Below are 20,159 nucleotides of genomic sequence, written 5' to 3' on the forward strand. Positions count from 1 at the left end.
GGGGTTCGCGCGGTCTGGGTGGCGGTCGGGACCACCACGTACAGCGGGGCCCGGTCCTCGCGCAGCTTCGCGGCGGCGACAGTCACCGTGTCGCCCGCCGGCCAGTCAACCAGCGCCCAGTCCGCCGGGGCCTCCACCCGGACGGTGGCACCGGTCGGCACTCCGGTGTCGTCCACCACCCACGGCACCACTGTGGCGGCCTCGCCGGGGGCGGCGCAGATCCCCGCGAGACAGTCCCCGTCGAACGTCTCGGCGATCACTGCCGCCGGGCTCTTGAAGATCTGTGCGGCGCCTTCGGCGGCGGCCTCCAGCAGGCGTGCGAAGGTCGGCGCGGCGTGCACCGCCACTGTCGTGTCGGCCAGGCCGAGCAGTCGCTCGGCGAGCAGTTCGGCGCGTTGCCGGGCCTGGTAGTAACGCAGGACCGCCCGGGTGGTGGCGATCAACTCTTCCGGCTCGATCGGCTCGGTCAGGTACGCGTCCGCGCCCCGGGTCAGTCCCTGGGCCCGGTCGGCGACGTCCACGGCGTGCGCCGACACGTGGATCACCGGCATCGCCGGGTGACGGACCTTGATCTGTTCGCAGACCTCGTAGCCGCTGAGGTCGGGCAGCCGGACGTCGAGGACGACGAGGTCCATCCGGTCCACCTCGACCCGGGCCAACGCCTCGGCGCCGTTCTCGGCCTCGAGCACTGTGAACCCGGCCCGGGTCAGCCAGCTGACCAGCAGGTAGCGCTTGGTACGACTGTCATCGACCACCAGGACGGTCGCCGGCATGCCGTCCACGCCGTCACGCTCCGCCAACGGGTAGGGAGACGTGGAATGTGCTGCCCCGGCCCGGCTCGCTGGTCAGCTGCAGTGTCCCGCCGAGCAGCGTCACCAACCGCCGGGCGTACGGCAGGCCGAGGCCGGTGCCGCCGACCCGGGTGGCGCCCGGCACCTGGTAGAACTCCTCGAAGATCCGGTCGTGCAGCTCGGGGGCGATGCCCGGCCCGGTGTCGCTGACTTCGAACGTCCACCTGTCGCCCTGCCGGTGGGCGCGCAGTCGCACCTCGCCGCGCTCGGTGAACTTCAACCCGTTGTGCAGCAGATTGCGCAGCACCTGGCCGAGCAGCACCTCGTCGGTGCGCAGCAGAGCCGGTGCGCTGGGCTCCTCCACGACCAGCTCCACCTCCGGACGGGTGGCCAGCGCGCGCAGTGTGCCGCGCAGTTGACCGAAGACCGGGCGCAGGTCGACGTCCGAGAGGTCCAGCTCGATCCGGCCGGACTCCGCCTTCGCCAGGTCCAGCAGCTCGTTGACCAGATTGAGCAGGTCGGCCGCCGACGAGCGGATCAGGTCGACCTGGCGGCCCTGCTCGTCGGTGAGCGGGTCGGAGGCGGAGTCGGTGAGCAGCCGCCCCAACCCGATGATCGCGGTGACCGGGGCGCGCAGCTCGTGGCTCACGTTGGCGAGGAACCGGCTCTTCGACTCACTCGCCGCCCGCAGTTGGGCCGACTTCTCGTCCAGTTCGGCGTAGAGGGCGACGACCCCTCGGTTGGTCTCCTCCAACTCCTCGGTGAGCTGGTTGTAGAGCGCCAGCACACCACGGTTGGTCTCGGCCAGTTCCTCGTTGAGCACGGCCAGCTCGTCACGTTGGCTGCGTACCTCGTCGAGCGCCGCGATGAGCTGCCCGTTCTGCGCTGTCAACTCGTCCAACGCGCTGGCCGGGGCGATACGGCCGAGTTCGCTGCGGAACTCGGCCAACCGCTCCGGGGTCGGGATCGGCGCGTTGGCCGGGACTCGTCGGGACATCCTCACGACCGTAACCCCCTCGACGGTCGCCACGCCCAACGTGTCAACCAGTCGGGACACCGCGCCGGACTGCGGTTGGTAGTGGCCGGCGGGCAACGGGGTCACCGGGGCGAGGTCGGCGCGCAGGTGGTGTCGGCCGTCGGCACCCGCGTCGATGTGGAAGGTGACGTCCGCGCCGCCGGACATCCCCAGCAGGTCCCGGGCCACCTCGCTGAGTGCGGTGGCGATCCGAACCTGGTCCTGGTGTTCGAGGCCCACCACGGCGGCCACCTCGCGGCCCCGCTGACGGATCACGAAGATGTCCTGCTCGACCCGCAGCGCCATCTGGAGCAGCGGCTGTGCGGCCGGCTCGCCGGTCATGTCCAGGACCTTGCCACGAGCACGCAGGCATCGTCGCGTCGCACACCCGCGTCGCGCAGGAGGGTTGCCGCCACGACGAGCGGAGAGCGCTCCGCCAGACCCGGGTAGTCCTCCAACCGCCACCGGTCGGCCACCCCGTCGCTGTGCATCACCAGGCGGGAGCCCGGACCGAGCGGGTAGTCGTACTCCCGGATGGTCGGCCGTTGGTGGCCGGCGATGCCGGGAAGCGACACCAGCCCGCGACGGCGGCCGCCGTCCTCGACGATCACACCGGCGATGTTGCCCAGGCCGGCGTAGCGCAGCACGCCTGCCTCCGGCGCGAGTTCGGCGACCGCGAGCGCGGCGCCTCGGGTGTGCGACATGCTCCGGTGCAGGTGAGCGACCACCGCTGCCGGTGGGCCGGCCGGGGCGTTGCGGAACGCGGCAAGCGCTGCGTCGGTTGCGGCGGCGGCCAACGAGCCGTGCCCCAGCCCGTCGCTGACCAGTACCTGGTGTCGCCCGTCGGCGACCCGGACGGCGTACCCGTCGCCGCTGACCGTCTCGCCGGTGATCGGCCGGGTCAGGGCGCCGGCCCAGGACGGCCGCGCGGGCTCCGCCGGCCAGACCTGTACGGCGAACACCGTCCCCCGGCCGGGCAGCGAGAATCCGTCGAACCAACTGGCCTGCCGCACGATGGCGCCCAGACCGATGCCGAGCGTGCCGGTGGTGGAGTGGCCGTCCTGGGACGAGACGGTCAGGTCGGCCATCCCCGGCCCGGAGTCGATCGCCACCAACTCCACGCCGGCCTGCCCGGCCCTGCGCACCGGCCGGAGCAGCAGCACCCCTTCGTCGGCGTGCTTGACCAGGTTGCTGGTCAGCTCGGCGGCGACGATGGCCAGATCGGCGATACGGACCTCACCGATCCCGACCTGCGCACCGAGGCGCTCGGCAGCCCGCCGGACGGCGCTCGCCGCGCTGCTGGCCTCCACCCGGAACCAGATGCCACTGTCGGTGACCGCCTCGGCGTTCACCGTGACCACTTGGTGACCGTGATGCGCGTGCCGGTCTCCGCCGAGGTCTCGATCTCGAACTCGTCGACGAGGCGGCGGGACCCGCTGAGGCCGAGGCCGAGGCCACCGCCGGTGGTGTAGCCGTCGGTCAGGGCCAGATCCAGGTCGGCGATGCCGGGCCCGGAGTCGGCGAAGACGATCCGGATGCCCTTGCGCCGGCCGTTGTCCACGGTCGCCACCTCGACCGAGCCGCCGCCCCCGTACACGAGGGTGTTACGGGCCAGTTCGCTCGCCGCGGTGACCACCTTGGTCTGGTCGACGAGGGACAGCTTGACGGCGACCGCCACGGACCGGACCAACTGCCGGACGCGTACCACGTCCTCATCGCTGCGGACCGACTGCGCCTGCGGGTGGCCCAGGTCGATGCCCGCGGTCACGGCGTGGCCGTCTCGGCGTCCGGCTCGTCCTCAAGCTCGTCGTCGAACCCGTCGTCGTGCGCCGCCGCGATGAGCTCCATGCCGCGCTCGACGTTCAGCGCGGTACGGATGCCGTTCAGCGACAGCCCCAGTTCGACGAGGGTGATGGCCACGGCGGGGCGCATTCCGACCACCACCGTCTCGGCGTCGAGCACCTTGGAGATCGACGCGATGGTGGAGAGCATCCGGCCGACGAAGGAGTCGACGATGTCCAGCGCGGTGATGTCGATGATGACGCCGTGGCAGCCGGTGTCCACGATCCGTTCGGCGAGGTCCTCCTGGAGCGCGACCGCCGTCTGGTCGGACATGTCCACCTGGATGGAGACGAGCAGGATATCGCCGATCTTGAGGATCGGTACGCGTTCCATCAGATGCCCCGACGCGGTTGGCGGCGGGCCGTCTCCACCCCGGTCAGCCGCAGCACGTGGCGCAGCGCGTCGGCGAGGCTCGCCTTGGTGGCGATGTCGCCGAACTCGATGCCGAGCGCCACGATGGTCTGCGCGATCTGCGGACGGATGCCGGAGATGATGCAGTCGGCGCCCATCAGCCGGGCCGCCACCACGGTCTTCAGGATGTGCTGGGCGACCTGGGTGTCCACCGCCGGGACACCGGTGATGTCGATGATCGCGTACGGGGAGCCGGTGTCGACCAGGGTCTGCAGCAGCCGCTCCATCACGACCTGGGCGCGGGCCGAGTCCAGGGTGCCGACCAGCGGGACGGCGACCACGCCCTCCCAGAGCTTGACCACCGGCGTGGAGAGTTCGAGCAGCTGCTCGGCCTGATCGGCGATCAGGCTCTCCCGGGTGCGGACGAAGCTCTCGAAGGTGTAGAGGCCCATGTCGTCGACCAGCTTGGAGAAGGCGACGAAGTCGGTCAGCGCGCTGGTGCCGCCGGCCTCCTGCACCAGCTCGGCCAGCACGTCCTTGAGCGCGAACACGCTGATCGTGGTCTCGGTGGCGGAGAAACCCTGCCGGGCCCGACCACGGGACAGTTCGGAGAGCGCGGCGCGCAGCTCGGTGGCATGGTCGGCGGACAAATCGATGCTGCCCTGCTCGCCGGTGGCGACGATGGCGCGGTGCAGGTCCTGGACCTGCCGGCGAAGCTCGGCCTGACTCAGCCGGCCTCGCAACGAACTGGTGACGATCTCGGTCCACCGAGTCGTGACCCGTTCGTTCTGCTCGCTGAGCAGCGCGGCGAGCCGACCACTTTCTTCGGTGCTCAACGCCATTTCGAACCCCCTTGACCTGGACCGGGCGGACTCTATCACCGGGGCCTGATCAACTACTTGCCCCGTAGCAACGGAATGACGATGGCCACCGGATCCTGGCTCCCGTTCTGCGTTCGCCCCCCGTCGTGGGATACCGTTCCCCCGATAACAGGAGGTCTGGCGAATGTCCTTGACGGTGCACACGGAACAACGCGGCGACATGGTCGTCGTGTCGGTCGCGGGCGAGCTCGACATGGCCACCGCACCGCAGCTTCAGGACCAGATCACCGACTTGCTCGACAAGGGCCGTAGTCGTCTGGTGTTCGACCTGGCGGACGTCTCGTTCTGCGACTCGACCGGTCTGTCGGTCTTCGTCCGCGCCAAGAACAGCTGCGACGAGGCCGGCGGCGTGGTCCGGTTGGCCGCACCGCAGCGCGGAGTGCTGCGCATCCTCGAGGTGAGTGGGCTGGTCGAGGTGCTGCACACCTACCCGACGGTGGACGAGGCAGTCGCCGGCGAGCCGACGCCGGCCTCCTCCTGACCGCTGCCGTTCCTCACTCGTCCTCGACGTAGCGGGGACGGGCGATAGCCATGCCCGCCGTGGTCTGCACGGCGAGAGCGCCGAGCAGGAACCCGATCGGGGCGGTCCAACCGCCGGTGGCCTCGTAGAGGATGCCGACCAGCAGCGGACCGAGGGCGGCGATCACGTAGCCGGTGCTCTGCGCGAACGCGGAGAGCGCGACGGTCCCCTCGGCGGTGCGGGCGCGCAGCCCGATGGCGGTCAGGATCATCGGGAACGCGCCCTGACCGATGGCCAGAAGGGCGACCCAGAGCAGCGCGGCACCGTGCGGAGCCAGCGCCAACCCCAGGTAGGCCAGCGCCGACGCGGTGGTCAGCCCCAGCACCAGCGGCCGCAGACTGCCCAGCCGACCGGCCAGGGTGGGCATCAGCAGCGCGATCGGCACGCCGAGCGCGGTCACCCCGGCGAGCAGCAGCCCGGCGGACTCCGGCTGGTAGCCGGCGTCGCGGAACAACTGGGCCAGCCAACCCATGATCGCGTACCCGCTGAGCGACTGCGCCCCGAAGTACACGGCCATCGCCCAGCCGAGCCGGGTGCGGGCCGGCCGGATCCGCGCCGGCGCGGCGACCGCCGTCGGGGTCGTCCGCCGCGCGCCGGTCCGGGTCCGCAGCGCCAGCGGCACCCACGGGAGTACGGCCACCGCGGCCATCGCGGCCCAGATGCCGAGCCCGGCCCGCCAGGACCCGAAGGCGTGCGCGATCGGCACCGCGGTGGCGGCGGCCACCGTCGTGCCCACCGTCAACGCCATCGTGTACGCCCCGGTGACCAGGCCGGTGCGGTGCGGAAAGTGCTGCTTGACGAGCATCGGCAGCAGGATGTTGGCGACCGCGATGCCGGACAGCGCCAGCGCGCTGGTGAGCACGAAGATCCAGATCGAGTCGGTGACGACCCGGAGCACCTGACCGACGGCGAGGGCGAACATGGCGACCACCAGCACCCGGGCCGGCGCCACGCGGCGTACCAACCACGGGGTGAGCGCGCCGAGACCGGCGAACGCGATGGTCGGCAGGGTCGTGACCAGACCGGCGGTGGCGCCGGAGAGGCCCAGTCCGTCGCGGACCTCGTCGAGCAGCGCGCCGAGGCTCGTCACCACGGCACGGAGGTTGACCGCGACGAGCAGCATCCCGACCAGCACGAGCGCGCCACCGGTCGCCGGATGCGTCCGCCGGACCGCACCGGGGTCGCCGGCCGGGCGGGTGTCGACGGCGGCGGCGGGGGCGGGCAGCGCCGGAGCGGCGGTGGGTGGCGGGGTCATGACCTCTAACCTACAATCATGGGATGAATTTGGGACCGGTGATGTAACCAGTGCCACCGTCGGTCGATTCCTCCTCCGCGCCCGCCGTGCCGCCACGCGGCCAGCCCGCCGTGCCGCCACGCGGCCAGCCCGCCGTGCCGCCACGCGGCCACCGTGTCCGGCAGACCATCGAGCAGCTCCGGGCCCGGATCCTCGGCGGTGAGTGGCCGGTCGGCGGGCGCATCCCCACCGAGCCGCAACTGGTCGCCGCGCTGGGCGTCGGGCGCAACACGGTCCGCGAGGCGGTCCGCGCCCTGGTGCACGCCGGGGTGCTGGAGTGCCGGCAGGGTTCCGGCACCTACGTGGTCTCCACCGACGAACTGGCCCCGGTGGTGGCCCGCCGCCTCGGCGACGACCGGATGACCGAGGTGATCGAGGTGCGCCGTGCCTTCGAGGTGGAGGCCGCCCGTCTCGCCGCACTGAGGCGTACACCGGAGGATCTGGCGGCGCTCGACGGCGCGCTCGCCGAGCGCGAGGCCGCCTGGCACGACGGCCGGGTCGACGCGTTCGTCGAGGCCGACGCGACGCTGCACACGGTGGTGGTCGCCGCCGCGCACAACGCCATGCTCGCCGAGCTGTACGCCTCGGTCGGCAGCGCCCTGCGCAGCACCGTCGCCCAGGCGATGGGTGACGCGCTCACGCCGGAGCGCTACGTCGACCACAGCCGACTGGTCGAGGCGATCCGGGCTGGCGACCCGGGCCGGGCCGCGCTCGAGGCCGGCGCTTTTCTGGAGCCCGCCGAACGGGCATAGGTTGTCCCCGACAGAAAAGCGGACACCTCGGGAGTACGGATGCTCAAGGGCTTCAAAGACTTCATCATGCGCGGCAACGTCGTCGACCTGGCGGTCGGCATCGTGATCGGTGCGGCGTTCACCGGCGTCGTCACCCAGCTCACCAAGTCGTTCCTCGAACCACTGATCAAGGCACTCGGTGGGGGCACCGGCCTGTCGGCCGGACGGTGGGAGATCACCAAGGGCAACTACATGGACTGGGCGGGGTTCATCAACGCCCTGATCACGTTCCTGCTCACCGCTGCGGTGCTCTACTTCTTCGTGGTGTACCCGATGAACAAGCTGGCCGAGCGGCGGCGGCGGGGCGAGGAGCCGCCGCCGGCGGCGCCGAGCGAGGAGGTCAAGCTGCTCACCGAGATCCGCGACGCGCTGGTCTCCGCCGGCCACACCACCCCGGGCCAGCAGCGTGGGGCGCTGGACGACGCGCTGGGCCGCCGGACGGAACCGCCGACGCAGCGCTGATTCGACCGGATGCACATCGGCCCCTGCGGGAATCCCGCAGGGGCCGCATCTTCTCGTACGTGTGTTCGATAGAGTCCCGCCATGGAGCAGCGGAAGCACTGGTGGAACGGGAAGTGGGGGCGGCTGGCCCGGCGGGACGTCTTCCTGCGGGTGGACGCCGACCGGTGGCACGTCGAGCAGCGCGCCGGCGGAGCCGAGGGCATCTCCCGGTTCTACGAGTACGGCAGTGCGGACGAGGCCGAGGACACCGTCCGGGCCCTCCTCGACGGCCCGGACACCTGGCGGGAGCTGTCCCCCCGCCCACCGGGCAGCTGGACCCTCCCGAACAGCTGACCAACTCAGGGTGATCCCGATGGGCGGCGGACTCCGCCGCTGGCCGTCGCCGCTTCAGACCCGGAGGCGGTACCGCTCTCAGCGGTGATGCCGCTGTGGCATCTTGATGCCACACAGGCATCACGCTCTCCGGATGTCGCCGCGCGCCGCTGCCGCCACCCGCCGGCCGGCTGCGGCGGCGTTTAGCGGCGCACCGCCCCGGGAACCGCGGTGGGATGGACCAGCAGGACGAGCAGCAGGCGACCATTTCGCGGATCACCACCGGGATGCCGGTGATCGACTCAACCGGCACCGAGGTCGGAACCGTGGACCTCGTCCAGCGGGGCGACCCGAACGCGGTGACCGTCCAGACCTCGACCGCCGACCCGGGCAGCAGCCTGGACGAGCTGATCGAGGCGACAGCGGTCGAGGAGCCGGACGTCCCGGCCGACCTGGCCGCGCGGCTGCTGCACAGCGGCTACCTGAAGGTGTCGACGGAGTTGACCCGCACCGGCGCGGTCTACGTACCGGCCGACCGGATCGGCTCGGTGGCCGACGGCCGGGTCCTCCTGGCCGTCGGCGTGGCCGACCTACCCCCCGAGGAGTGATCCGACGGCCCCGGCCCGTCGGCCGGCGGCACGGTGGGTGGGCTGCGGCGGTGGAAGAGCAGCAGCATCAGGCAGCCGGCGACCAGACCCCAGAACGCGCCGCCCACGCCGATCAGCGTCACCCCGGAGGCGGTCACCACGAAGGTGACCACCGCTGCCTCCCGGGTCGCCGGGTCGGCCACCGCCGAGGCGAGCGCGGTCGCGAGGGCGCCCAGTAGGGCCAGCCCGGCCACGGCCTCGATGAGGATCGGTGGGGCGACCGAGACCAGCGCGGTGGCCGCTCCGGCACCCAACCCGAGCAGAGCCAGCCCGAGGCCCGCGGTGACCGAGGCGACCCATCGGCGCTCCGGGTCCGGGTGCGCGTCGGGACTGGCGGCGAGCGCGGCGGTGATCGCCGCCAGGTTCACGGCGTGCCCGCCGGCCGGGGCGGCGAGCAGGCTGGCCAGGCCGGTGGCCCGCAGGGCGGCGCCGAACGGCGGCCGGTAGCCGTAGCCGACCAGCACCGCCATGCCGGGTACGTTCTGCGCGGCCATGGTGACCAGGAACAGCGGAAGGGCCAGCCCGACCAGCGCGGACGCGTTCCAGGCCGGCATGGTCAGCGTGACCGACGGGACCAGCGCGGCACCGGTCAGGCCGGCCGGCGGCGCGGTCAACGCGATCGCCGCCACCGCGACCACCAGCGCGCCGGGCACCGCCCAACGGCGGGCGAACCGGTGCAGCAGCAGCCAGGCCACCACCACCGGGCCGGCCACCAGGGGCAGCTCGACCAGTGCGTGGACCGGGGCCGTACACAGTGGCAGCAGGACCCCGGCGAGCATCGCGCCGGCCACCGGCTTGGGAATGGCGGCCACCGCGCGGCCGAGTGGCGGGAACAGCCCGGCCGCGACGATCAGCGCCCCGGAGACGAGGAAGGCACCCACCGCGACCGGCCATCCGCCCGGGGGTGGTCCGGTCGCGACCAGCAGCGCCGCGCCCGGTGTGGACCAGGCGACGCTCATCGGTATCCGGTGCCGCCAGCCCAGCCACGCGGCGGCGAGCCCGCACGCCACGCAGAGGGCGAGCAACCCGGAGGCGGCCTGCGCGTCCGACGCGCCGGCCGCGCGGAGTCCGGCCAGCACGACGGTGAACGAGCTGGCGAAGCCGACCAGCGCGGTCACCACACCCGCCAGCAGTGGTTGCACACGTCCGGCCATCCGACTCCCCCGACTGTTCCGTTTACGGAACGACAGCGTGTAGCACCATAGTCGGGTGCCGCAGCCACCACCAGCCCGCCGCCCGGGCCTCGACGTGGATCCCGTCGTCGTCGGCCGCCGGGTCCGCGCCCTACGCGAGGAGCGGGGCATCTCGCTGTCCACACTCGCCCGGCTCGCCGGCGTCGGAAAGGCCACCCTCTCCGGCCTGGAACACGGCACCCGCAACCCCACCCTGGAGACGCTCTGGGCCGTCACCGCGCAGCTCGGCGTGCCGTTCACCGCCCTGCTGGCCGAACCGGCGGCCGAGCCGATCGTGCACGGCACCGCCGTCACCGCCACCCTGCTGGAGGTGTTCACCGACACCGACGCGACCTACGAGCTGTACCGGATGCGCGTCGCGCCGGGCGTCGTGCAGACCTCTCCCGCCCACCAACCAGGAGTGACCGAGCACATCACCGTCTTCGCCGGAGTGCTGCGCGCCGGGCCGGCCGACGCACCGCTGACCGCCGCGGCCGGCGGCCACCTCCGCTGGGTGTCCGACGTGCCGCACACGTACGCGGCGGTGGGTGACGAGGAGGTCGCCGCCAGCCTGCTGCTGCGCTACCCGCGTCACTGAGACCGGTCCGACGGCCTATATCTCAATCATTTTCGCCCCACGCAGTAGTGCGTAGAGACGAAGGCAGGGTCTTCTTGGCAAGCTTGACCCCATGACGCTGATCCTCCGCTCGGCCATCCTCAACGACATCGGCTTGGTTCGCACCAACAACGAGGACTCCGCCCTCGCCGGTGACCGCCTGATCGCCGTCGCCGACGGCATGGGTGGGCTGCCCGCGGGCGAGGTAGCGAGCGAGATCGTGATCCGGATCCTGGACGAGCTGGCCCCGCCCACCGACCCCGACGGCGCCGCCGACGCCCTGCGCGCCGTGGTCAGCACCGCCAACCAGCGCATCCACGCCGCCATCACCGTCGATCCGACCCGGGAGGGGATGGGCACGACGCTCACCGCGGCGCTGTTGGCCGGGGAGACGCTGGTGCTGGCCCAGGTCGGCGACTCCCGGTGCTACCTGCTGCGCGACGGGGAGCTGACCCAGCTCACCCGGGACGACACGTTCGTGCAGGCGCTCGTCGACCAGGGCACGCTCTCCCCCGACCAGGCCCGTCACCATCCGCAGCGGTCGCTGGTGACCCGGGCCGTGCAGGGTGCCGACACCCCACCGGCGATCGGGGTGCTCACCGTGATGTCCGGTGACCGGCTGCTGCTGTGCAGCGACGGGCTCTCCGACTATGTCGAGGACGACGCCATCGCGGCGGCGCTGGGCATGTACGCCGACCGCCAGCAGTGCGGTGAGCAGTTGGTGAAGCTGGCCCACCACGCCGGCGCTCCGGACAACGTGACAGTCGTGGTCTCCGACGTCGTCGCCCGCTGACCAGTAGGACGCACTCCGCGATTCATGGAACCCACCGGATCGGGTCCGGCCGCCCAAGTAGGTAGTTGTGCCATCTAGCTTGCACCGCTACTGTCCGACGCGTGGATTCCGACCGGCGCGGGCAGTGGCTGCGTGGGGTGCTCGACATCTGCGTGCTGGCCCTGCTGGCCGACCGCGAGTCCTACGGCTACCAGCTCGCCCAGGCCCTCGACGCCTCAGGTGTGGGGCCCATCCAGGGCGGCACGCTCTACCCCGTGCTGCTGCGCCTGCAGAAAACCGGCCTGGTCACCGCGCAGTGGCGGGAGGGCAGCGCCGGGCCGGCCCGCAAGTACTACCGGCTCACCGACGACGGGTACGCGGCGCTCCGCGCGGGCGGCAGCGCCTGGCTCGCCTTCGTCCAGCCGGTGAACGACATCGTCACGAAGGGGGTCACCCGGTGAACGCCGACGATTGGCTGCGGACGCTCACAGCCGAGTTGCACCAGCGCCGGGTGGCGCCGGACGCCGCCCGACACGTGGTCGCTGAGGCCGCCACACACCTACGTGACGGGGGCGGTGATCCCTGGGTCGTCTTCGGTCCACCCCAGCAGTACGCGGGCGCGGTCGTGGAGAGCATCGGCACCGCCCCCGGACCACGCCCCGGACCGGTCCGGCTGCACGCGGCGGGCATCACCAAGCGGTACGGGCGACGAACAGTTCTGCGGGACGCCACGCTGACCGTCCGGGCGGGACAGATCGCCGCCGTCATCGGCGCGAACGGCTGCGGCAAGAGCACCTTCCTGCGGATCTGCGCCGGGCTGATGTCCCCGGACGCCGGTGAGGTGACAGTTTCGGGGCGGCTCGGCTACTGCCCGCAGTCCGGCGGCACCGCCGACTTCCTGCTCGCCGACGAGCACTTCGTGCTGGTCGGAGCCGGCCAGGGCGTGGCTCGGGGTCCGGCCCGCCGGGCCGGTCGGGCGGCGGCACGTCAGCTCGGGTGGGAGGCGGGCGGGGACGTGCAGGCCCGCCACCTGTCCGGCGGCACCCGGCAGAAGCTCAACCTGACCATGTCCACGCTCAGCACCCCCGACGTCCTGCTGCTCGACGAGCCGTACCAGGGCTTCGACCAGGGCACCTACGTCAACTTCTGGGACCAGCTCAGCAGGTTGCGCGACGCCGGCACGGCGATCGTCGTGGTGACCCACCTGCTCAACCAACTCGACCGGGTGGACATCGTGCTCGACCTGACCCCGGCCCGAGAGGCCGAGTGGCACGCGCCCGGCATCCAGGGAGGTCACCAGTGAACCGGCTCGTCACCGTCGCCGAGATGACGGTGCGGGAGTTGCTGCGGCGTCGGGGCGTACTCCTGCTGTTGTTGTTGATGCCGTTGACCTTCTACCTGATCCGGCGGGACGCCTACCTCGGGCAGTCGGTCCGGTCGCTGCTCCTCGGCGTGGGCTGGGCGGTGAGCACCGCCGCGCTGTTCGCCACGACCGCGGCTCGTGAGTTGGAGCCGAGGCTGCGGCTGGCCGGCTACCGTCCACATCACCTCTACCTCGGTCGGGTGCTCGGTCTGTGGACGGTGGGGCTGATCATCTCCGTGCCGTTCTTCCTGCTGCCGATGATCGACGGCGCGGAGCTGCGGTACGGCGGCCTGGCCGCCGCGCTGCTCTGTTCCGTCGCGGTGGCGGCGCCGTTCGGGATGCTGATCGGCACGTTGCTGCCCCGGGAGATGGAGGGCACCCTGCTGCTGCTCACCGTGGTCACGGTGCAGATGTTGATCGACCCCGCCGGGTCCGGGGCGAAGCTGACGCCGTTCTGGTCGACCCGGGAGATCGCCACCTGGGCGGTCGACCACACCGACCAGGGCTACCTCTCCCGTGGGGTGCTGCACGGGCTCGTCGTCACCGCCCTGTTGGTCGTCGGCGTGGCGGCCGTGGCCAGCATCCGTCTGCGTCGCCGCCGGCACCTGCGGCATCTGCCGGTCGGCTGACCGGCACGCTGTCGACGCCGGGCACCGCGCCTGTCGACGCCGTGGATCGGGCCAATCCGGTTGCTGTCACCTGCACGGCAGGCTGAGATGGGCGAATGACCATCCGCCGGGTGACCGCCGATGACCGTCTCACCACCAGCTTCCCCCTGGCCGCGTACGCCTTCGAGTCCTCGCCGCTCGGTGCGGCACGGATCGACGAGTTCCGCGACTACCTGCCCTACCAGGAGGGCAACCGGACGTTGATCGCCGAGGAGGGCGGTGCCACGCTGGCCGCCGTCTCGGCCATTCCGATGCGGCAGAACCTGCGCGGTGCGGTGTTGCCGATGGCCGGCGTCGCCGGGGTGGCTACCCATCCGCTGGCCCGCCGGCAGGGGCACGTCCGGACGTTGCTGCACCAACTCCTCGACGAGGTACGCGACGAGGGGCACACGCTCAGCGCGCTCTATCCGTTCCGGCCGAGCTTCTACGCCCGCTTCGGCTACATCGGGCTGCCCAAGCCGCGCCGGGTCACCTTCGCCCCTGCCAACCTGGGCTCGCTGCTCCGTGTGGACCTGCCCGGCGAGGTGAGCTGGGAGCGCATCGCGGCCGGCTATCCGGTGTGGCGGGCGTTCACCGAGCGCAACCTCCAGGAACGGCACGGCTTCTCGATCTTCCCGGACTACCGGGCGGTCGGGATGCGCGACCGGGACGAGTACTGGCTGGTCACCGCCCGGGTGGGCGGGGAGGTCACCGGCGCGGTGACGTACCGGGTCGACGGGCACGGCGGCACGCTGCACGGCAACGAGATGCTGTGCGTCGACCCGCTCGCCCGGATGTTGCTGTTGCAGTTCTTCGCCCGGCACGTCGACCAGATCGAGCGGATCACCGTCCAGGTCCCGCCCGACGAGTTGCCGGATCTGTGGCTGACCGATCTGGACGTCCACGTCGAGGCGCGCACGGCCGTGCCGGTTTCGTCGGCCCCGATGGCCCGCCTGTTGTCGATGGACGCGTTGCGCGGGCTGCCCGCCGGGCCCGGTCGGATACGGGTCGAGCTGACCGGGGACCGTTGGCTGGCCGGCACCCACCTGCTGGACGGCACCACCGGAGCGTTGGAGCTGGTCGACGACACCACCGGCCGCACGCCGACCGCCACCCTCACCGCAGCCGGGCTCTCCGCCCTCGCGTACGGGGTGCTGGACCCGGCCGAGCTGCCGTTGCGGGGCCTTGGTGAGGTGCCGGCGGACGCCGCCGCCGAGCTGCGCGGCATCTTCCCCCGCCGGGTGCCGTACCTCTTCGCCGACTTCTGAGTCTTCCTCACGACCGGGTTTGTCGGCCCGGCGGCCGTGGGTAGTTCCCCGCGAATGCCGGAGTGGTTACAGGCGGGTGGGTGGGGGCTGCTGGCCGGATCGGCTCTGCTGGTCGGAGCGGCGATCGGCTGGTTCGCGCGGGTGCCGCAGCGCCTCATCGCGTCGATCATGGCGTTCGGTGCGGGGGTGCTGCTCTCCGCCGTGTCGTTCGAGTTGATCGCCGAGGCCCACGCGCAGGGTGGGCTGCTGCCCACCGCGCTCGGCGCGGCCGCCGGCGCGGTCGTCTACACGGCGGCCAACCTGGCGCTCGCTCGGCACGGCGCACGGCACCGGAAGCGGTCCGGTGACCAGCAGCCCTCCGAGAACGAGAAGCCCGGCTCCGGGTCGGCGATCGCCGTGGGCGCTCTGCTCGACGGCGTACCGGAATCGGTGGTGATCGGTGCGAGCCTGCTCAGCGGCGGCGCGGTCAGCCTGGTCACGGTGGCGGCGGTCTTCCTCAGCAACGTCCCGGAGGCGCTGTCCAGCGCGGCCGGCATGCGCCAGGCCGGCCGAACCCGGCGGTACGTCTTCCTGCTCTGGACCGGGATCGCCCTGATCAGCGGAATCGCGGCGCTGCTCGGCAACACGCTGCTGGGCGGTGCTCCGCCGGAGGTGCTGGCCGGGATCACGGCCCTGGCCGCCGGCGCGATCCTCGCGATGATCACCGACACCATGGTTCCCGAGGCGTTCGAGGACGCCCACCTGCTGGTCGGCCTGATCACGGTCGCCGGTTTCCTGACCGCGTTCGCCCTGTCCCACGCCTGATGATGCCGTCTTAGCGGCGCATTAAACCGGCACGGCGGATTCGTCGTGACACCGGCACGGCTCCTAAGGCCTGTTTCATGAGGGCGGTCGAGCCGAGGCGGAGTCCGGACGGCGACCCGGCAAGGCGCGGTTTCGTCCGGATACCGGTGTTGTATCCGGACGAAACCGCAACGCCGCCGGTCGTCGTCCGGGCCCGCCGCAGGCCGGCCAGTTCTCATGAAACAGGCCTTAGCATCACGGGGTGCGCATGACGTCGCTTGCAGCCCTGCTCGTCCTCGGTGTCGCCACCGCGACCCTGCCCGCCTGCGCGGCCGACGACCCGGCGCCCGCCTTCCAGTCCGGCTCGTCCGCTGCGCCGACGGCAGTGGCGACCGGCGACCAGAGTGCCTCGCCGGAGGCCCGTGACGGCCTCGGCGGCCCGGGCGCCAGCGCCAGCCCCAAGCCCGCCGAGAAGGTCCTCGCGGCCGGAAACCCGAACGGCAAGGCCAGCGTGCCGGCCGAAGGGCGGGCGGTGGACACCTCGAAGCCGACCCGGACCATCGGCACCGGCACCCCGGCCAGCTGCACCTCCGCGGCGGTCGTGAAGGCCGTCGCGGCGGGCGGTGTCATCACGTTCAGCTGTGGTCCGGCACCGGTGACGATCAAAATGGCCGCCACCGCGAAGGTGCGCAACGCCAACGGGCCGAAGGTCGTGCTGGACGGTGGCGGCACCGTCACGCTGAGCGGCCAGGGCCAGCGCCGCATCCTCTACATGAACACCTGCGACGAGGCGCAGGGTTTCACCACCTCGCACTGCCAGAACCAGGATCACCCGCAGCTCACCGTGCAGAACCTGACGTTCGCCGACGGCAACTCCACCGGCGAGAAGGCCGAGGGCGGCGGCGGTGGGGCGATCTTCGTACGTGGCGGTCGGTTCAAGGTGGTCAACTCACGTTTCGTCCGCAACCGCTGCGACCGCACCGGCCCCGACCTCGGAGGCGCGGCCATCCGGGTGCTGAGCCAGCACGAGAACAAGCCGGTGTACGTGGTGGGCAGCACCTTCGACGGCGGTTCCTGCTCGAACGGAGGGGCGCTGAGCAGCATCGGCGTGTCGTGGGTGGTGCTGAACAGCCTGCTCAAGAACAACGAGGCGATCGGCAACGGAGCCAACCCGGCCAAGTCCGGCACGCCGGGCGGCGGCAGCGGCGGCGCGATCTACTGCGACGGCAACGAGTTCACCGTGCGGATCGCCGGCACGATCATCGAGAACAACAAGGCCAACGAGGGCGGCGGCGCGATCTTCTTCGTGAGCAACAACCGCACCGGCACGATGCGGATCGAAGGCTCGACCCTGCGCCGCAACCCCAGTGGCAAGTTCGAGACCCGAGGCTTCCCCGGCATCTTCTTCCTGGGCGCCCGCAACCCCACAGTCACCGGCTCCAAGCTCTCCTAACCCCCGCGCCGTCCGTGCCCCGTGCCGCGCCGTGCGCCCGCGCCGCCCGCTTGCGCCGTGTGCCCGCGCCGCCCGCCTGCGCCGGTGATCAAGAGGTTTCGGTCACCGGGGCGGCGATTTCTGACCGAAAGCTCTTGATCAACGAGCCCGCGGGGTGAGGGTCAGTAGGGGTTGCCCTGGCCTGGTGGGCGGGCGTGGAGGAGGGCGGCCGGGCGGCCGGGCAGATCCCGTGCGCCGGACATCGGTGGGCTTGCCGTGTGGTCGCCGTCGGCCATGCCGGCGAAGAGTTCCTTGAGGGCCGCCAGAGCACTGACCTTGGGCCGCCAGCCCAGCTCGGTCTCCGCGCGCTCGCTGGACATCAGCGGGGCGTTCAGACCCAGCTCCACCCAGCCCGCGTCGACCGGTTGCAGCCGCGCCCGCCAGCTCAGCGCCGCCGCCACCCGCAGCACCGGCGCGGCGACCGGCACCGTCCAACCGTGGAAGTGCCGGGCCACCAGCTCCGGCGTCAACACCGGGTCCGCGGCGACGTTGAAAGCGCCGCGCGCATCACCCAACACCGCCCGGGTGTACGCGTCAGCGACGTCGTCGGCGTGTACCGCCTGCATCCGCAACCGGCGGTTCGTCGGCACCAGCGGAATCCGACCGAAGCGCAGCAGCCGTACCGGCGCCAGCGGGCCGAGGAAGTAGCGGGTAATCTCCACACCGGCGGCCCGCTGGAAGATCAACCCGGGTCGCATCCGCACCACCCGTAGCGTCGGGTGCTCCCGCTCGACCTCGTCCAGCAGTGCCTCCACCTCCGCCTTGTGCTCGCTGTACGACGAGCCGGGCACACCTGTGGCCGGCCACCGCTCGCTGATCGGGTGGTCCTTCGGGCCGGGCGCGTAGGTGCCGACCGACGAGGCGTACACCAGGGCCGGCACCCCGGCCCGGACCACCGCGTCGATCACCGCCCGGCTGCCGTCGACGTTGGTCCGCCGCAGCACCCGCTGGTCATGACTGGGCTGGATCTGCCAGGCCAGGTGCACCACAGCGTCCGCCCCCGCGAACACCTCGGCCAGCTGCGCCACCGCGCCCGGCGCGCCGATGTCGCAGGAGTGCCACTCCACCTGGTCGTACGGCTCGCCGGCATCCGGGCCGGGCAACCGCCGGACCACCCCGGCCAACTCCACGCCCCGCTCCCGGCGCAGCCGCCGCAGCAACGCCGTACCGACATTGCCGCTGGCCCCCACCACCACGATCCGCATGCCCGACCCCGTACCCGTCCAGCAGCAGCTCAACCACCCGGCGCCCGCGCGGCCCGACCTGTCCGCCGGCGCGGTCCGTGCGCCCGGCGGCTTGATCCACTCGCCTCTCTGAAAGTCGCGGTATCCGGGTGAGGATGACAGCCCGACTTCCGGAAACCCGAGTCGATCAGGGTCGAGGAGAGTGCCGGACCCAGCCGTGCCTTTCCGCCCCCCGTCGGCCGGTGGTCGCGGCCAGGCAACGCGGGCAGATCCAACCAACCGCGTCCACGTCGGTGAGCACGTCGGTGCCGGAGTAGTCGAAGCGCACATGAGGGAAGCGACGCAGCCGGGTCCGACTGAGGGCCAGGCCGCAGACCGTCTGGTTCTGACCGGGCAGCCAGGCGTGCACCTCGCCACCCGGCTGGCGTACACCGTCCGGCCCGACCTCCTCGCCGGACGCCGCCACAGCCGGGCTGCCGTTCAGTCTCATGCCCAACCGATTCCCCAGACGCCCCCGAGCATGCGCATCCGCCCAGGGAGTACTTGATCCACTCCACATCCCCGACCTGGCGGTTTCCACCGCCCCGGACACCGCCAGATCGCCGACCTCGTGATGATCAGATTCGCCTGACGACAGGCATCGACGCCCGGCCGGAAGCCGAGAGCCGGCATCGCTCACAGTCAGGTAACCTGAGCGCGCGGGGCCGCTAGCTCAATGGCAGAGCTGTGGACTTTTAATCCATAGGTTCAGGGTTCGAGTCCCTGGCGGCCCACTCCTCCGCAGGTCAGCGGCCCTTGTCGGGCCGCTGTCTCCGTGAGTGTGGCCGGTACAGCAGCGAAGTACAGCAGTAGCGCCTTACCGGTCCAGTGCGCTGCCGAGCCGCTTGAGGGCGTCGCGGGTGGCCGCCGATGAGACCACCGTGTAGATCTCCATAGTGATGGCGAATTGCGCATGCCGAAGGATCTGCATCGCCACCCGAGGGTGCACGTCCAGGTCAGCTGAGGACGCCGACGGTCACAATGTCGGCGGTGTGATCGCCCTCGGCGCGGCGGTAGGTGGCACGGGTGTCGCGGAGCAGGCCGAAGGTGACCGAGTAGCGGCGGGCCTTGGTGAGGAAGTGGCCGCCGAAGCCGAGCATGTGTGCCCAGCGGCGCAGCCCGGTGTAGGCGTTCGGTTCGGCGTCAAGGCTGCCTTGACGGTTGTCGGTCGTTGCGGCGCCGCTGGCGGTGTCGGTGCCGGTGGGCCGTCCTAGGTGCCAGCAAGCGTCAATGAGGCGGGCGAGATGATCGCCTTCCGGGCCGGCGTAGTCGTCAACAGTGGCGGGGGTGAGTCGGGTGGAGCAGTGGCCTGTGACCTCGGTGGCCTTGGTGGCGTACGTGGCGAGATACGCGGCCACCTTGCCGTCGGTCAGCTCACCGCCCATGGTGTTGATCCGCCGGACGTCGCTTGAAGACCCACTCCCGCTCAGTGCCGCGTCACGTCGTTCGACGACTCGAGTATCTGCTTGGCCGCCTGCCGTTGATTCCATGACACGAGGCCCAGAACGAGAGCTACGAAACCCCCTACCCCGCACCACCACCCAAGGAAAAGATTCCCGGAGACCCATCCGCCGCCCATGAGCACCACGCTCAACAGCGGTAACACGAAGGGTGGGATCCGGTTCCACCAGGCGGGCCGGAGAACCGCCCGTGCCCACCGTTCGGCGGCCGCCGCGACCTCAGGATCTGGGTGGGAGCGTCTCTTGTTGGAGTACCGGATGACGTCGCGACGCACAGCCGGAGGCACCTGCCGGTAGGCGCGGACGGCTGCCCGCCGCTCCGCTTGGCCCTGTCCTGCTTGATCAATCACGCCAGGTGATCTACCGACTCCGCAGGCATGTGTCAACCATCAAACTGACAGCGCATCTGGGCCGTCCATGGACCGTCTGAGCCATCGCCGGGCCGTCTAGCGCCGGC

At 71.5% G+C, this 20,159-nt stretch carries 23 protein-coding genes, 1 tRNA gene and 2 pseudogenes; 14 read left to right on the forward strand and 12 right to left on the reverse strand.

The features are described 5' to 3' along the window. From FHU34_RS00005 to FHU34_RS00030, 6 genes are all read right to left on the reverse strand, one after another. Positions 1-773 (reverse strand): response regulator transcription factor (locus tag FHU34_RS00005; RefSeq protein WP_208745109.1); only part of this gene is annotated, 773 nt, incomplete at its 3' end. A gap of 13 nt (positions 774-786) precedes the next feature. Beyond that, positions 787-2,148 carry a sensor histidine kinase gene (locus tag FHU34_RS00010; protein ID WP_145778098.1) on the reverse strand — a complete coding sequence of 454 codons (1,362 nt, stop codon included), beginning with the start codon at positions 2,146-2,148 and terminating at the stop codon, positions 787-789. Further along, positions 2,145-3,167: a SpoIIE family protein phosphatase gene (locus FHU34_RS00015; RefSeq protein ID WP_425280506.1), complete on the reverse strand. Its 1,023-nt coding sequence runs from the start codon at positions 3,165-3,167 to the stop codon at positions 2,145-2,147. The genes FHU34_RS00010 and FHU34_RS00015 overlap by 4 nt, the downstream gene beginning before the upstream one ends. Further along, positions 3,155-3,574 (reverse strand): anti-sigma regulatory factor, encoded by a 420-nt coding sequence (locus FHU34_RS00020; RefSeq protein ID WP_145778099.1) that lies wholly within the window; start codon positions 3,572-3,574, stop codon positions 3,155-3,157. The genes FHU34_RS00015 and FHU34_RS00020 overlap by 13 nt, the downstream gene beginning before the upstream one ends. Further along, entirely contained in the window at positions 3,571-3,981 is a 411-nt protein-coding gene (locus FHU34_RS00025) for an STAS domain-containing protein (protein WP_088986824.1), read from the reverse strand. The genes FHU34_RS00020 and FHU34_RS00025 overlap by 4 nt, the downstream gene beginning before the upstream one ends. Beyond that, a complete protein-coding gene (locus tag FHU34_RS00030; protein ID WP_145778100.1) occupies positions 3,981-4,841 on the reverse strand; it encodes an STAS domain-containing protein in 861 nt (286 codons plus the stop codon). The genes FHU34_RS00025 and FHU34_RS00030 overlap by 1 nt, the downstream gene beginning before the upstream one ends. Positions 4,842-5,004: 163 nt before the next feature. Here FHU34_RS00030 and FHU34_RS00035 point away from each other — a divergent pair, with 163 nt between their 5' ends. Next, positions 5,005-5,361, forward strand: coding sequence for an STAS domain-containing protein (locus FHU34_RS00035; protein WP_145778101.1), 357 nt, complete (start codon positions 5,005-5,007; stop codon positions 5,359-5,361). A gap of 13 nt (positions 5,362-5,374) precedes the next feature. Here FHU34_RS00035 and FHU34_RS00040 read toward each other — a convergent pair whose 3' ends face one another. Then, complete coding sequence (locus FHU34_RS00040) at positions 5,375-6,655, reverse strand: MFS transporter (protein WP_145778102.1); 1,281 nt, start codon at positions 6,653-6,655, stop codon at positions 5,375-5,377. 110 nt (positions 6,656-6,765) lie between these two features. Between FHU34_RS00040 and FHU34_RS00045 the strand changes: the two genes are divergently transcribed. From FHU34_RS00045 to FHU34_RS00060, 4 genes are all read left to right on the forward strand, one after another. Continuing rightward, the gene (locus FHU34_RS00045; protein ID WP_145785374.1) at positions 6,766-7,446 is read left to right on the forward strand and encodes a FadR/GntR family transcriptional regulator; all 681 of its coding nucleotides are present in this window, start codon (positions 6,766-6,768) and stop codon (positions 7,444-7,446) included. A gap of 39 nt (positions 7,447-7,485) precedes the next feature. Further along, on the forward strand, positions 7,486-7,947 hold the full coding sequence (gene mscL, locus FHU34_RS00050; protein ID WP_145778103.1) for a large conductance mechanosensitive channel protein MscL: 462 nt from the start codon (positions 7,486-7,488) through the stop codon (positions 7,945-7,947). Between the two features lie 81 nt (positions 7,948-8,028). After that, positions 8,029-8,280, forward strand: a complete 252-nt coding sequence (locus FHU34_RS00055) for a hypothetical protein (protein WP_088951051.1) — start codon at positions 8,029-8,031, stop codon at positions 8,278-8,280. Positions 8,281-8,495: 215 nt separating this feature from the next. After that, positions 8,496-8,867, forward strand: coding sequence for a hypothetical protein (locus FHU34_RS00060; RefSeq protein ID WP_145778104.1), 372 nt, complete (start codon positions 8,496-8,498; stop codon positions 8,865-8,867). Here the strand turns inward: FHU34_RS00060 and FHU34_RS00065 are convergent. After that, the gene (locus FHU34_RS00065; RefSeq protein WP_145778105.1) at positions 8,780-10,060 is read right to left on the reverse strand and encodes a benzoate/H(+) symporter BenE family transporter; all 1,281 of its coding nucleotides are present in this window, start codon (positions 10,058-10,060) and stop codon (positions 8,780-8,782) included. The two genes, FHU34_RS00060 and FHU34_RS00065, sit on opposite strands and share 88 nt — an antisense overlap. A 55-nt stretch (positions 10,061-10,115) precedes the next feature. On the opposite strand from FHU34_RS00065, the gene FHU34_RS00070 reads away from it, so the two are divergent. From FHU34_RS00070 to FHU34_RS00105, 8 genes are all read left to right on the forward strand, one after another. Then, positions 10,116-10,676, forward strand: a complete 561-nt coding sequence (locus FHU34_RS00070; RefSeq protein ID WP_244311509.1) for an XRE family transcriptional regulator — start codon at positions 10,116-10,118, stop codon at positions 10,674-10,676. Positions 10,677-10,767: 91 nt separating this feature from the next. Next, the gene (locus FHU34_RS00075; RefSeq protein WP_145778106.1) at positions 10,768-11,487 is read left to right on the forward strand and encodes a PP2C family protein-serine/threonine phosphatase; all 720 of its coding nucleotides are present in this window, start codon (positions 10,768-10,770) and stop codon (positions 11,485-11,487) included. Between the two features lie 101 nt (positions 11,488-11,588). Further along, positions 11,589-11,927, forward strand: coding sequence for a PadR family transcriptional regulator (locus FHU34_RS00080; RefSeq protein WP_145778107.1), 339 nt, complete (start codon positions 11,589-11,591; stop codon positions 11,925-11,927). Next, the gene (locus FHU34_RS00085; protein ID WP_145778108.1) at positions 11,924-12,769 is read left to right on the forward strand and encodes an ATP-binding cassette domain-containing protein; all 846 of its coding nucleotides are present in this window, start codon (positions 11,924-11,926) and stop codon (positions 12,767-12,769) included. The genes FHU34_RS00080 and FHU34_RS00085 overlap by 4 nt, the downstream gene beginning before the upstream one ends. After that, positions 12,766-13,458 (forward strand): ABC transporter permease, encoded by a 693-nt coding sequence (locus tag FHU34_RS00090; RefSeq protein ID WP_145778109.1) that lies wholly within the window; start codon positions 12,766-12,768, stop codon positions 13,456-13,458. The genes FHU34_RS00085 and FHU34_RS00090 overlap by 4 nt, the downstream gene beginning before the upstream one ends. A gap of 110 nt (positions 13,459-13,568) precedes the next feature. Continuing rightward, positions 13,569-14,744, forward strand: a complete 1,176-nt coding sequence (locus FHU34_RS00095) for a GNAT family N-acetyltransferase (RefSeq protein ID WP_244311510.1) — start codon at positions 13,569-13,571, stop codon at positions 14,742-14,744. Positions 14,745-14,798: 54 nt separating this feature from the next. Beyond that, positions 14,799-15,548, forward strand: a complete 750-nt coding sequence (locus FHU34_RS00100) for a ZIP family metal transporter (RefSeq protein ID WP_145778111.1) — start codon at positions 14,799-14,801, stop codon at positions 15,546-15,548. Between the two features lie 247 nt (positions 15,549-15,795). Then, complete coding sequence (locus FHU34_RS00105; protein WP_145778112.1) at positions 15,796-16,980, forward strand: hypothetical protein; 1,185 nt, start codon at positions 15,796-15,798, stop codon at positions 16,978-16,980. Positions 16,981-17,141: 161 nt separating this feature from the next. Here the strand turns inward: FHU34_RS00105 and FHU34_RS00110 are convergent, their stop codons facing one another. Both FHU34_RS00110 and FHU34_RS00115 read right to left on the reverse strand, forming a co-directional pair. Then, on the reverse strand, positions 17,142-18,224 hold the full coding sequence (locus FHU34_RS00110) for an NAD-dependent epimerase/dehydratase family protein (protein WP_145778113.1): 1,083 nt from the start codon (positions 18,222-18,224) through the stop codon (positions 17,142-17,144). Between the two features lie 166 nt (positions 18,225-18,390). Continuing rightward, entirely contained in the window at positions 18,391-18,693 is a 303-nt protein-coding gene (locus FHU34_RS00115; RefSeq protein ID WP_145778114.1) for a hypothetical protein, read from the reverse strand. Positions 18,694-18,904: 211 nt separating this feature from the next. Here FHU34_RS00115 and FHU34_RS00120 point away from each other — a divergent pair. Continuing rightward, a tRNA-Lys gene (locus FHU34_RS00120) sits at positions 18,905-18,976 on the forward strand. A gap of 83 nt (positions 18,977-19,059) precedes the next feature. On the opposite strand, the pseudogene FHU34_RS33980 reads toward FHU34_RS00120, so the two are convergent. Together FHU34_RS33980 and FHU34_RS00125 are read right to left on the reverse strand one after the other, a co-directional pair. Next, a pseudogene (locus FHU34_RS33980) lies at positions 19,060-19,203 on the reverse strand (site-specific integrase); the annotation flags it as partial. Beyond that, positions 19,202-19,660, reverse strand: a pseudogene (locus FHU34_RS00125) (replication initiator); the annotation flags it as partial. The pseudogenes FHU34_RS33980 and FHU34_RS00125, both read right to left, overlap by 2 nt. Between the last annotated feature and the right edge of the window lie 499 nt (positions 19,661-20,159).

The sequence above is a fragment of the Micromonospora taraxaci genome (assembly GCF_007830095.1).
GTDB classification, from domain to species: Bacteria; Actinomycetota; Actinomycetes; order Mycobacteriales; family Micromonosporaceae; genus Micromonospora; species Micromonospora taraxaci.